Genomic DNA, 12,996 nt, shown 5'->3' with positions numbered 1-12,996 from the left:
ATGTAGGTGACGTCGCCGACGAGTTTGGCTCCCGGTCGGTCGGCGGTGAAATCGCGGCGGACGAGGTCGGGGATGCGCGGGTGCGCGCCGCCCGGGCGGGTGGTGACGGCCCGCCACGGCCGGGGCTGGCAGGGAACCAGCCCCAGCTCGCGCATCAGCGCACGGACCAGCTCCGGCGAGGCCGTCTCGCCGGAGCGGGCCAGGACGGCGTGGACGCGCCGATATCCGTAGGTCTCGTGATTCGCCGCGAAGATCTCCTTGATCGCCGCGATCAGGTGCCGGCGTCGTCGCGCGGTGGCGGATTCCGGGCGGGTGCGCCATTCGTAGTATCCGGATCGGGATACGTCGAGCCATCGACACATGTCGGCGATGCGAAAGTCGGCCTTCTCCGCGTCGACGAGTTCGTAGCGGGAACTCACCGATGGTTGCGGGCGAAGAAGGCGCTTGCTTTTACCAGGAACGCGTTCTCCTCGCGGAGTTTCCGGACTTCGCGTTCGAGTTCCCGTTCCCGCGCGGTCACGGGTTCGTCGCCTCGCGGCGTCGATCCGGGTTCCGCGACGGACCTGCGGTATTGCGCGACCCAGTTCCCGAGCGTGGTGTCGTTGACACCCAGCTCGCGCGCGACCTGGATGATCGGACGGGGGCCGTCCAGCACCAGGCGAACGGCTTCGTCCTTGAACTGCTGTGTATATCTCTTCGGCACGTGCTTTCTCTTTCCGGTTCCCTACAACCCTACGCGGGTCGCTGTCCGGAAGATCAAGGGCACCTCAGTCCGGCATTTGAGGACAAGCGGGGCGCAGCCCGGCCCCGGAGGCGACTCGGTCCCCATCCAGCCTGTCCGGCGTTTGAGGACTCCCGGTCCGCAGGCCGGCTCGGCAGGCGACTCGGCCCCATTCAGCCTGTCCGGCGTTTGAGGACCCCCGGTCCGCAGGCCGGCTCGGCAGGCGACTCGGCCCCATTCAGCCTGTCCGGCGTTTGAGGACAGGCGGGGCGCAGCCCGGCCCCGGAGGCGACCCGGGCCCCATTCAGCCTGTCCGGCGTTTGAGGACACCCGGGCCGGAGGCCGGCCGCCGCCGCCGACGCGACCGGCATCGGCACACCCCGCCCACCGCCCCAGCCCCATCAGGGCCATGTGGCCGCGAGCCTTTCACCCCTCCGGCTGATCACCCTTACGCTTCAAATACCGCTCGAACTCCGCCGCGATCGCATCGCCCGACGCCTCCGGCAGATCCTCCGTGTCCCGCGCCGCCTCCAGCGACCGCACATACTCGGCCACCTCGGTGTCCTCGGCCGCGAGCTGATCCACGCCCACCTGCCACGCCCGCGCGTCCTCCGCGAGCTCGCCCATCGGCACGTTCACGTCGAGGAAGTCCTCCAGCCGCCGCAACAGCGCCAGCGTGGCCTTCGGCGACGGCGGCTGCGCCACGTAGTGCGGAACCGAGGCCCAAAACGTCAGCGCCGGCATGCCCGCGTGCGCGCACGCCTCCTGGAACACGCCCACGATCCCGGTCGGCCCCTCGTACCGCGACTGCTCCAGCCCCACGTTGCGCGCCACCACCGGGTCGGAGGTCGTCCCGTTGACCGGGACAGGCCGCGAGTGCGGCGCGTCGCCCAGCATCGCGCCCAGCACCACCACCGTCTCCACGCCCAACTCGTGCGCGAAGCCCAGCAGTTCGTTGCAGAACGAGCGCCAACGCAGGTTCGGCTCTATCCCGTGCACCAGCACCAGGTCACGACGCGGCTCGGTCAGCCGGACCACCGACAGCCGCGTGGTCGGCCAGGTGATCCGCCGGGTTTCGCCGTCGAGCCATATGGTCGGCCGATTCACCTGGAAGTCGTAATAGTCCTCGGCGTCGAGCGCCGCGAACACCTCGCCCTTCCAGACCCGGTCCAGGTGCTCGATCGCGGCGGAAGCGGCGTCGCCGGCGTCGTTCCAGCCCTCGAACGCGGCCACCATGACGGGGTCGATCAGCTCGGGCAGGTCGTCGAGCTCGATCACCCAGTGCCTCCTTCCGGCCGGGGCCGGGATCCGTGCGCCGCGGCCGACCGTACGTGGGGACCGCGAGAGCTGTACGGTCCCCACATTACGGGTTGCGGCACCCGCGACCAGACCCGCCGGCGCCGACTTCGCCCACAGTGAAATCCGCGCCCCGCCCACCGACCCGCGCGGCCAACCCACCACAAACGGCCCGGTAAACGTGTGTGACCACACGGTGACCAGTGGGACACGTCACCCGCGAGTCATCGAGCTCCCGACGAGGATCGCATTAAGCTGGCGCTCTGGCCCGAGCCGTCACGACGGCACCGGGCAAGCCGACAGCCGTCGCACCCATCGGAGACGCATTCTCATGACAGCAACCCCGCAGCAGCTTCGCGAAGCACTCGCCACCCGCGTCGTCGTCGCCGATGGAGCGATGGGAACCATGCTCCAGGCCCAGGATCCCAGCCTGGACGATTTCCAGGGCCACGAAGGCTGCAACGAGGTCCTGAACGTCACCCGACCCGACATCGTGCGCAACGTGCACAAGGAATACTTCGACGTCGGCGTGGACTGCGTCGAGACCAACACCTTCGGCGCCAACCTCGGCAACCTGGGCGAGTACGACATCCAGGACCGGATCTACGAACTCGCCGAAGCCGGCGCCCGGATCGCCCGTGAAGTGGCCGACGGCTACACCACGCCCGACCGCCCCCGCTGGGTGCTCGGCTCGATCGGCCCCGGCACCAAGCTGCCCAGCCTCGGCCACGTGCCCTTCGCCACGCTGCGCGACGCGTTCGAGGTCAACGCCGCCGGCCTGATCGACGGCGGCGCGCACGCCCTGCTCATCGAGACCAGCCAGGACCTGCTGCAGACCAAGGCGTCCATCATCGGCGCCCAGCGCGCCCTGAAGAAGGCCGGCGTCGACCTGCCGATCTTCGCCCAGGTCACCGTCGAGACCACCGGCGCCATGCTGATGGGCTCCGAGATCGGCGCCGCGCTCACCGCGCTGGAGCCGCTGGGCATCGACTTCATCGGCCTCAACTGCGCCACCGGCCCGGTCGAGATGAGCGAGCACCTGCGCCACCTCTCCCAGCACGCCGGCATCGGCGTCACCGCGATGCCCAACGCCGGCCTGCCGATCCTGACCAAGGACGGCGCGCACTACCCACTCAGCCCCGACGAACTGGCCGACGCGCACGACACCTTCACCCGCGACTACGGCCTGGCCCTGGTCGGCGGCTGCTGCGGCACCACCCCCGCGCACCTGAAGGCCGTCGTCGAGCGGGTGCACGGGCGCGAGCTGACCCCGCGCAACCCCCGCCACGAGCCCGCCGCCGCCTCGCTCTACCAGTCGGTGCCCTTCCGCCAGGACCTGTCGTACCTGTCCATCGGCGAGCGCACCAACGCCAACGGCTCCAAGGCGTTCCGCGAGGCCATGCTCGAAGGCCGCTACGACGACTGCCTCGACATCGCCCGCGACCAGACCCGCGACGGCGCGCACATGCTCGACCTCAACGTCGACTACGTCGGCCGCGACGGCGTCGCCGACATGCGCGAACTCGCCGGCCGCCTCGCCACCGCCTCCACCCTGCCGATCATGCTCGACTCCACCGAGCCCGAGGTGCTCGAAGCGGGCCTGGAACTGCTCGGCGGGCGCGCCGTGGTCAACTCGGTCAACTACGAGGACGGCGACGGCCCCACCTCCCGCTTCCGGCGCATCATGCCGCTGGTCAAGGAGCACGGCGCGGCCGTGGTCGCGCTGACCATCGATGAGGAGGGCCAGGCCCGTACCGCCGAATGGAAGGTCCGCGTTGCCGAGCGGCTGATCACCGCCCTTACGCAGGAGTGGGGGATCAAGGTCTCCGACATCATCATCGACGCGCTCACCTTCCCCATCGGCACCGGCCAGGAGGAGACCCGCCGCGACGGCATCGAGACCATCGAGGCGATCCGCGAGATCAAGCGCCGCCACCCCGAGGTGCAGACCACCCTCGGCCTGTCCAACGTCTCCTTCGGCCTCAACCCGGCCGCGCGCATCGTGCTCAACTCGGTCTTCCTCAACGAGTGCATCGAAGCCGGCCTCGACTCGGCGATCGTGCACGCCAGCAAGATCCTGCCGATGGCGCGCATCCCCGAGGAGCAGCGCGAGGTCGCCCTCGACATGGTCTACGACCGCCGGCGCGAGGACTACGACCCGCTCCAGCGCTTCCTGGAGCTGTTCGACGGCGTCGACGCCAAGTCCGTACGCGCCACCCGCGCCCAGGAACTGGCCGCACTCCCGCTGAACGAACGCCTGGAGCGGCGGATCATCGACGGCGAACGCGCCGGCCTGGAGGAAGACCTCGACGAGGCGCTGCGCGAACGCAGCGCGTTGGTCATCATCAACGACACCCTCCTGGCCGGCATGAAGGTCGTCGGCGAGCTGTTCGGCTCCGGCCAGATGCAGCTGCCGTTCGTGCTCCAGTCCGCCGAGGTGATGAAGTCCGCCGTCGCGCACCTGGAACCGCACATCGAAAAGGTCGAGGGCGAGGACGGCAAGGGCACCATCGTGCTCGCCACCGTCAAGGGCGACGTGCACGACATCGGCAAGAACCTCGTCGACATCATCCTGTCCAACAACGGCTACAACGTGGTCAACATCGGCATCAAGCAGCCGGTGTCCGCCATCCTCGAAGCCGCCGAGGAACACCGCGCCGACGTGATCGGGATGTCCGGCCTGCTGGTCAAGTCCACCGTGATCATGAAGGAAAACCTCCAGGAGCTGAACACCCGCGGCCTGGCCGCCGGCTACCCCGTCATCCTCGGCGGCGCCGCCCTCACCCGCGCCTACGTCGAAGAGGACCTGTACGACATCTACGCCGGCGAGGTCCGCTACGCCCGCGACGCCTTCGAGGGCCTGCGCCTGATGGATGCCCTGATGGGCGTCAAGCGCGGCGTGCCCGGCGTGGAGCTGCCCGCGCTGCGCCGGCGCAAGGTCGCCGCCGCCAAGGTGATCGAGACCGAGCCCGAGGAGATGCCCGCCCGCTCCGACGTCGCGGTCGACAACCCCGTGCCCACCCCGCCGTTCTGGGGCGACCGCGTGGTCAAGGGCATCCAGCTGAACGACTACGCGTCCTGGCTGGACGAGCGCGCCACCTTCATGGGCCAGTGGGGCCTCAAGCCCACCCGTGGCGGCGACGGGCCCTCCTACGAGGAACTCGTCGAAACCGAGGGCCGCCCGCGCCTGCGCTACTGGCTCGACCGCATCGTCACCGACAACCTCCTCGACGCGGGCGTGGTCTACGGCTACTTCCCGTGCGTGTCCAAGGGCGACGACCTGATCGTGCTCGACGACTCCGGCAACGAGCGCACCCGCTTCACCTTCCCGCGCCAACGCCGCGACCGGCACCTGTGCCTGGCCGACTTCTTCCGCCCCGAGGAATCCGGCGAGATCGACGTCGTCGGCTTCCAGATCGCCACCATGGGCCCGCGCCTGTCCGGCGCCACCGCCGAACTGTTCGCGGAGAACTCCTACCGCGACTACCTCGAACTGCACGGGCTGTCCGTACAACTCGCCGAAGCCCTCGCCGAATACTGGCACGCACGCGTGCGCGCCGAACTCGGCTTCGCCGGCGAGGACCCCGCCGACCTCGACGGCATGCTCAAGCTGCACTACCGCGGCGCGCGCTTCTCGCTCGGCTACGGCGCCTGCCCCGACCTCGAGGACCGGGCCAAGATCACCGCACTCCTGGGGCCCGAGCGCATCGGCGTCGAACTGTCCGAGGAGTTCCAACTCCACCCCGAACAGTCCACCGACGCCATCGTGCTCCACCACCCCGAGGCGAACTACTTCAACGCCCGCTGACCCACCCGTCCACACCGGCCGCGGCCGGGGCACCCACCGCCCCGGCCGCACCGGCGGCCCGAACGAGGCACATGCTCGGCGACGTCCTGCACACCCTCGCCTGCCCGCACTGCGGCGCCGACCTGGCGGGGGAGGACACCGGCCTGCGCTGCGCCGCCGGGCACACCTTCGACATCGCCCGCCAGGGCTACGTCAACCTGCTCACCGGCAGCGGCCCCACCGGCACCGCCGACACCGCCGCCATGGTCGCCGCCCGGGTCGACTTCCTCGGCGCCGGCCACTACGACCGGCTCGGCGACGCGCTCGCCGCCGCCTGCGCCGACGCACCCCCCGGCACCCTCGTCGACGTCGGCGCCGGCACCGGCCACCACCTCGCGCGCGTCCTCGACGCCCTGCCGGACCGCCGCGGGCTCGCCCTGGACATCTCCAAATACGCGCTGCGCCGCGCCGCCCGCGCACACCCCCGCATGGGCGCGGCCGTCTGCGACGCCTGGCGCCCGCTGCCGGTGCGCGATGGCGTCGCCGCCCGCGTACTCAACGTGTTCGCCCCGCGCAACCCGCCCGAACTGCACCGCGTCCTGCACCCCGACGGGGCCCTGATCGTCGCCGCCCCCGCCCCCGGGCACCTGGGCGAACTCGTCCCCGCCCTCGACCTGCTCCGCGTCGACACGGACAAGCAGGAGCGGATCGACGCCAAACTCGCCCCCTGGTTCACCCCGCGCGACCGGCGCACCCTCACCTACCCCATGACGCTCGACCACACCGCGATCGCCACCGTGGTCGCGATGGGCCCCAGCGCCTGGCACACCGACCCCGAGCAGCTGCGCACACGGCTCGCCGCGCTGGCGAACCCGCAGGTCGTGACGGCTTCGATCACTGTTTCCGCATACGACCCCGTTCGGCGGTTGCCCAATCCCTGACGACGCCGCACAATCGAGGACCCGCCGGAGCCAACCGGCGGATCCGACCCCTGGAGAGAACCCGCGTGAGGAGATTCACCCACCCCATCCACACCACCACGCCGCGAACCGGCGGAGAGGCGGCCACCCGATGACGGCAGCGCTGACGACCACCACCGGAGCCCGCCCGGGCCACGGCCTCCAAGCAGTCCTGTTCGACATGGACGGCACCCTGGTCGACACCGAACGCCACTGGTTCGCCACCGAGACCGCGGTGATGGCCGACCTCGGCTTCACCCTCACCGCGCAACACGCCGAGCAACTCCTCGGCAGCCCCATGGAGCGCGCGGTCACCTACCTGCTCTCGGTCTCCGGCCTGGACGTGCCGCCCGCCGAACTGGAGCACCGGATCAACGCCGACATGGTGCGCCGCCTGCGCGACGGCGTCGACCTGCGCCCCGGCGCCAAACGGCTGCTCGCCGAGGTCGACGACGCAGGCGTGCCGTGCGCGCTCGTCACCGCCTCCCAGCGGGTGATCGTGGACGCAGTCCTGCCCTCGATCGGCGCCCACCACTTCCGCCTCACCCTCGCCGGCGACGAGATCGCGCGCACCAAGCCGCACCCCGACCCGTACCTGACCGCGGCCCGCCGACTCGACGCCGAACCCTGGGCCTGCGTGGTCGTCGAGGACTCGCCCACCGGAATCGCCGCCGGCGAGGCCGCCGGGTGCGCCGTGCTGGCCGTGCCGAGCATGACGCCCATCCCGCCCGCGCCCACGCGCACCGTGGTCGACTCCCTCGAAGAGGTCGACCTCGCGTACCTGCGCGACCTGGCCCGGGCCCGCGTCGCCCGCTGACCGGCGCCGCCGCCGCGCCCGCCCCACCCACAAACAGGTGGGAGCGGGCGGCCCCGAAGGCCCGCCCGCTCCCACATCCCCGTGTTTCCCCGTACTGCTTTGCTCGTTCCCCGCGGTTCCCCCGAACCGCGGTTCCCGTACTCCCCGGATTCGTTCCCCGCGATTCCCCCGAATCGCGGTTCCCGGGTCCCCGTGTTCCCCCGAATCGGAGCCCCCGTGCTCCGACCCGCAGTTCCCCGTCGGACCTGTCGACCTCCCGGCGGCGGTTTCCCCCGTCCCCGTGACCGCCGAGAGGTCTCCCGGTCGTGCTCCGCCCGATCCCCGAAGGAATCGGACCCCCGTAGTACTACCCCCGTAGTACTGCCCGTGGTTCCCGTTGCCGGGTTCCCCGTGTGATGTCCAGTGTTCGCGATCGGAAAGGGCAGGGCTTCAGGGAAGTCCCTCGCGTTGTCCGCACTCCCTCGCGCGCCCCGCCACACCGTTGAGTACGGACCGCGACTCCGCCCCTGGGAGGAGATCGCCCCACCGCTCCTCCCAGGGGACGAGACCAAGGCCCCAGGGGGTCAAAACCCCCGGCCGGGGGCCCTACCGTAAGAGACGTGCGCGCCGTGACCCCCGACCCGGACACCCCCGCCGGGACCTCAGACCGACCCGCCCCGAGCGATCTCGCGCCCCGGGTCGTGCGACCACGCGCCGGCCTCGCCGACATCGTCCACGAACTCGGCCGCGACGCGCGGCAACCCTGGCCGCGCCCCACCGTGCTCGACCTGGCCCTGGTCGTCCTGCTGTCCGTCTTCGCCGTCGGCGGCCTGTACTTTCGCGAACTCGGCCTGCGCGACGTGCGCGACCCCGACGTGTGGGGCGTACTGCTCGCCCTGCTGACCGCCGTGCCGCTGCTGTGGCGCGGCGCGCACTCGCTGCGCGTCCTCGTCGCGGTCAGCGCCGCGGGGCTGCTCCTCGCCGGCGCGCACTACGAGTCCGCGGGCGCCGGCATCGGCCAGATCGTCGCGCTGTACGCCGTCGCCGTCGGCCGCTCCCGCGTGCCCGCCGCCGTCGCGCTCGGCTTCACCGAGAGCGCCACCGTCGTCTGGCTCGCGCTCCGCGACAGCGACATCGTCTTCCTCGACGTGGTGGCCAACCTCGCCGCGATCTTCGCCGTCTGGGCCTTCGCCCGCAGCGTCGGCTTCCGCCGCGCCTACACCGCCGAACTCGAGGCCCGCGCCGACCGCCTGGAACGCACCCGCGAAGCCGACACCCGCGCCGCGATCGCCGAGGAACGCGGCCGCATCGCCCGCGAACTGCACGACGTCGTCGCCCACCACGTCTCGGTGATGACCGTGCAGGCCTCCGCCGCGCAGCGCATGGTCGCGCGCAACCCCGACCGGGCCAAGGAGGCGATGGCCGCCGTCGAACAGACCGGCCGCGGCGCCCTCGTCGAGATGCGCCGCCTCGTCGGCATCCTGCGCGACACCACCGACGCCGTCGGCGGCCCCAACGAGGGACACAACGCCCCCCAACCCGGCCTGGACCAACTCGACACCCTCGTCACCCAGGTCCGCGAGGCCGGCCTGCCCGTCGAGCTGTCCCTGGAGGGCGCCCCCTGCGCCCTGCCGCCCGGCATCGACCTCGCCGCCTACCGGATCGTCCAGGAAGCCCTCACGAACACGCTCAAGCACGCCGGCCCCGCCGAGGCCCGGGTGCTGCTGCGCTACAGCCGCACCGAACTCCTGGTCCGCGTCGCCGACGACGGCCGCGGCGGCAGCACCGCGCCCACCGGCGAACGCACCGGACACGGCCTGCTCGGCATGCGTGAGAGGGTCTCCCTCTACGGTGGACGCCTGTACGCAGGCCCCCGCGCCCAGGACGGCTTCGAAGTCCTGGCCCGCATCCCCCTGTCCGCCACGAACCCCACCGACACCGCCGCCCCGCCGGACGGTGTCGCCCCCGACCGACTGGAGCAGACCCGCCCATGACGATCCGCGTCATCCTGGTCGACGATCAGCCGCTGCTGCGCACCGGCTTCCGGATGATCCTGGAGGCCGAGCCCGACATCGCCGTCGTCGGCGAGGCCGCCGACGGCGAACAGGCCGTCGAACAGGTCCGCGCCCTACAACCCGACGTGGTGCTGATGGACATCCGCATGCCCCGGATGGACGGCGTCGAGGCCACCCGCCGGATCGCCGGATCGGGCCGCGACGGGGAAAACGCCGCCCGCGTCCTCGTGCTCACCACGTTCGACCTCGACGAATACGTGGTCGAGGCGCTGCGCGCGGGCGCCAGCGGCTTCCTGCTCAAGGACGTGCCCGCCGACGACCTCGTCGCCGCCATCCGGGTCATCGCCGAGGGCGAGGCGCTGCTCGCGCCCAGCATCACCCGGCGCCTGCTCGACATGTACGCCGCCCGGCTGCCCTCCGCCGAGGACCCCACCCCCGACACGCTCGCGATGCTCACCGAGCGCGAGGTGGAGGTGCTGCGCCTGGTCGCGCGCGGGATGTCCAACGCGGAGATCGCCGCCGAACTGTACGTCAGCGAGACCACCGTCAAGACGCACGTCGGCCACGTGCTGACCAAACTCGGCCTGCGCGACCGGGTCCAGGCCGCCGTGTACGCCTACGAAAGCGGCCTGGTGCGCCCCGGCGCCATCTGAGCGCCCGCCCGGCCCCGTCGGACGGGACCGCTACGGGGCCGGCACCACCGGCAGCGGATACACCGGGGGTGTGCCACCGAACTCGGGGCACACCTCCCGGTGGTCGCACCACCCGCACAACTTCGACCTCCGCGGCAGCCACTCGCCCGTGCGCGTGGCCAGGTCGATCGCCTCCCACAGCGCGCGCAGCTTGCGCTCGACCGCGAGCAGCTCGCCCTCGTCCGGGTCGTAGGTGATCACGTCGCCGCTGCCCAGATAAACCAGCTGCAACCGGCGCGGCACCCGGCCGTGCCGGCGCCACAACACCAGGGCGTAGAACTTCATCTGGAACAGCGGCTTGTCCTGGAACATCGGCGACGGCGCCTTGCCCGTCTTGTAGTCCACCACCCGCAGATCACCCCCCGGCGCCACATCCAGCCGGTCCACCACCCCGCGCAACACCAAGCCGTCCTCCAGCGTGGTCTGCACGTACAGCTCGCGCCGGGCGGGCTCCAGGCGGTTCGGATCCTCCAGCGTGAAGTAGCGCTCCACCAGCTTGTCGGCGTCCGCCAGCCACGCACCCAGACCCGCGACGTCCTCGCCGAACAACTCGGCCAGCTCCGGCCGCTCGGCCAACAACGCATCCCACGCCGGCCGCACCATCGCCACCGCCCGCTCCGGCGTGCGCTGCCCGCTCGGCAGATCGAACAACCGCTCCAGGACGGTGTGCACCACCGTGCCGCGCGTGGCCGCCGCGCTCGGCTTCTCCGGCAACTTGTCGATCACCCGCAGCCGATACAGCAGCGGGCACTGCATGAAGTCGGCCGCCCGCGACGGCGACAACGACACCGGCGGCCGCGACTCCCGCACACCGGCCGGGGCGGGCACCGCGACACTCGGCGCGGCGGCGGGATCGACATCGGCCGACGCGACGCCGGCGGCTTCGGAGGAGCTGGCACTCATGCCGCACACCCTATGCGCGCACGGCGACACCCTGTGCGCCCGCGCGGGTCGAAGGCCCTGTCCATCGCGACTACCAGTCAGTAGAGTCCGGCTCCGCGAGGCGCGATACCGGCCCGCGAGTCCCACGCACGCCCTCCCCGTCCCCCACCCCTCGTCACGACGGAGGCCCCATGCGCGTCCCCACCCGCACCCGACTGCTCGGCGCCGCGACACTCGCCGGCGGCCTGCTCCTGGCGGGCCTGCCCGGCCCCGCGTACGCGCAGGGCGGGCACCACGGCCGCGGACCCGACAAGATCACCGTCGGCGACCGCACCTTCATCGCCGACGAGCACGGGCGGGCCACCCAGTGGCGCGGCTTCAACATCGGCGACAAGGCCCACCGCGGCGCGCAGGCGTTCAAGGACGTCACCGAGAACCAGTTCCGCGAACTGTCCTCACGCGGCTTCAACCTCGCCCGGGTGCTGTTCTTCTGGGACGACCTGGAGCCGCGCCCGGGCCGCTACGACCGCGACTACCTCGCCCGCATCGGCCGCATCCTCGACTGGGCCCGGAAGTACGACGTCAAGGTGATCCTCGACGCGCACCAGGACGTCTACGGGCCCTACTTCTCCGACCACCGCGGCAACCCCGAGTGGACCACCCGCGACGAGGGCCTGCCGTACGAGCCGGTGCCCGGCGACTGGTTCGCCGAGTACTACACGCCCGGCGTCCAGGCCGCGTTCGACCACCTGTACGAGGACCGCGACCTGCGGCGCGCGCAGGCGGCCATGTGGACCAGGGTCGCCGCCACGTTCGGCCGGCACCCCGCGGTGCTCGGCTACGACCTGATGAACGAGCCGATGGGCCGCTTCCGCGACGGCGAGGACATCCCCACCGCCGCCGCCCGGCTCGAATCGACCCAGATCACCGACACGTGGAACCGGCTCACCGACGCGATCCGCCTCGTCGACCGCCGCAACTGGATCTTCGTCGAACCCACCCCGATCGTCGGCCTCGGCGTGCCCACCGCGCTCGGCCCGATCAGCGACGACAAGGTCGCCTACGCCCCGCACTTCTACGAGACCGCCATGGAGACCGGCGCCGACTACGACCCGGCCGGCGGCTTCATCGAGAACTACGAGGCCGCGATCACCGCCTACCCCAAGGCGAACAAACTGCCGCTGATCGTGGGGGAGTGGGGTCCGCCCGACCAGTCGCTGCCCAACATCCCGCTGTTCTACCGACGCATGACCGCCGCCATGGACCGCTTCGGCACCGGCTGGGCCGGCTGGCAATGGTGCAACGGCGGCGGCTACTGCACCTTCGACGCCGACGGCCGCATGAAGCCCAACAACAAACTCCTGATCCAGCCCTACGCCCGCGCGGTGGCCGGAAACCCGGAGTCGTACACCTACGACATCGACACCCGCACCTACACCCTGACCTTCACGACCCGGCGGGGCGCCGATGCTCCAACGGAGATCACCCTCCCGAAGGACGTATACGCCGAACCCCCGACAATCCGCGTTGCCGGGCCGGGGCGGGCCCGGGTGGATACCCATGGCACCGTCGCCCGCGTCGACACCTCGGCGGCGGGGCGGTACACGGTGACGGTCACGCCGGGGCGTTGAGCCGGTAGGGAGGTGGGAGTGGGCTGGGGCGATGGGGGAGGGGCTACGCGCGGTGGGGGCGTGAGCGAGGGCGGGGCGGCGCGGGGTGGGTCGTGGCGCGGGCGGAGGGCTGCACGTCTGCTTCGCAGCCGCGGCGGGTCGTCGCTCCGCCCCGAGACGCCCGTCCGCTACGCGCCCGGGGCGCTGCGCTGCGCGGGGGACCGCTTTGCGCTGCGGT

Annotated in this window: 10 protein-coding genes; 6 read left to right on the top strand and 4 right to left on the bottom strand. The window is 71.7% G+C overall.

The genetic code is table 11. The features are described 5' to 3' along the window. From ACFXKZ_RS17155 to ACFXKZ_RS17145, 3 genes are all read right to left on the bottom strand, one after another. A partial coding sequence (locus ACFXKZ_RS17155; protein WP_380001125.1) for an IS3 family transposase occupies nucleotides 1–419 on the bottom strand: 419 nt, incomplete at its 3' end. Then, entirely contained in the window at nucleotides 416–703 is a 288-nt protein-coding gene (locus tag ACFXKZ_RS17150; RefSeq protein WP_380001123.1) for a transposase, read from the bottom strand. The genes ACFXKZ_RS17150 and ACFXKZ_RS17155, both read right to left, overlap by 4 nt. Before the next feature lie 444 nt (nucleotides 704–1,147). Continuing rightward, nucleotides 1,148–1,999, bottom strand: a complete 852-nt coding sequence (locus ACFXKZ_RS17145; protein WP_380001121.1) for a PAC2 family protein — start codon at nucleotides 1,997–1,999, stop codon at nucleotides 1,148–1,150. Between the two features lie 349 nt (nucleotides 2,000–2,348). Between ACFXKZ_RS17145 and metH the strand changes: the two genes are divergently transcribed. From metH to ACFXKZ_RS17120, 5 genes are all read left to right on the top strand, one after another. After that, entirely contained in the window at nucleotides 2,349–5,825 is a 3,477-nt protein-coding gene (metH, locus tag ACFXKZ_RS17140) for a methionine synthase (RefSeq protein WP_380001119.1), read from the top strand. Nucleotides 5,826–5,896: 71 nt separating this feature from the next. Next, a complete protein-coding gene (locus tag ACFXKZ_RS17135) occupies nucleotides 5,897–6,745 on the top strand; it encodes a putative RNA methyltransferase (RefSeq protein ID WP_380001117.1) in 849 nt (282 codons plus the stop codon). A gap of 130 nt (nucleotides 6,746–6,875) precedes the next feature. Further along, a complete protein-coding gene (locus ACFXKZ_RS17130) occupies nucleotides 6,876–7,580 on the top strand; it encodes an HAD family hydrolase (RefSeq protein ID WP_380001115.1) in 705 nt (234 codons plus the stop codon). A gap of 599 nt (nucleotides 7,581–8,179) precedes the next feature. Beyond that, on the top strand, nucleotides 8,180–9,553 hold the full coding sequence (locus tag ACFXKZ_RS17125; protein WP_380001112.1) for a histidine kinase: 1,374 nt from the start codon (nucleotides 8,180–8,182) through the stop codon (nucleotides 9,551–9,553). Next, nucleotides 9,550–10,227: a response regulator transcription factor gene (locus ACFXKZ_RS17120; RefSeq protein ID WP_078978583.1), complete on the top strand. Its 678-nt coding sequence runs from the start codon at nucleotides 9,550–9,552 to the stop codon at nucleotides 10,225–10,227. The genes ACFXKZ_RS17125 and ACFXKZ_RS17120 overlap by 4 nt, the downstream gene beginning before the upstream one ends. A 30-nt stretch (nucleotides 10,228–10,257) precedes the next feature. On the opposite strand, the gene ACFXKZ_RS17115 is transcribed toward ACFXKZ_RS17120, so the two are convergent. After that, nucleotides 10,258–11,169: a RecB family exonuclease gene (locus ACFXKZ_RS17115; RefSeq protein ID WP_380001110.1), complete on the bottom strand. Its 912-nt coding sequence runs from the start codon at nucleotides 11,167–11,169 to the stop codon at nucleotides 10,258–10,260. A 170-nt stretch (nucleotides 11,170–11,339) separates the two neighbouring features. Here ACFXKZ_RS17115 and ACFXKZ_RS17110 point away from each other — a divergent pair, with 170 nt between their 5' ends. Next, a complete protein-coding gene (locus tag ACFXKZ_RS17110) occupies nucleotides 11,340–12,779 on the top strand; it encodes a cellulase family glycosylhydrolase (protein WP_380001108.1) in 1,440 nt (479 codons plus the stop codon). The last annotated feature ends 217 nt before the right edge of the window (nucleotides 12,780–12,996 follow it).

It is taken from the genome of Embleya sp. NPDC059237, from assembly GCF_042754105.1.
GTDB lineage: Bacteria > Actinomycetota > Actinomycetes > Streptomycetales > Streptomycetaceae > Embleya.
This window is presented reverse-complemented; position numbering and strand designations above follow the sequence as displayed.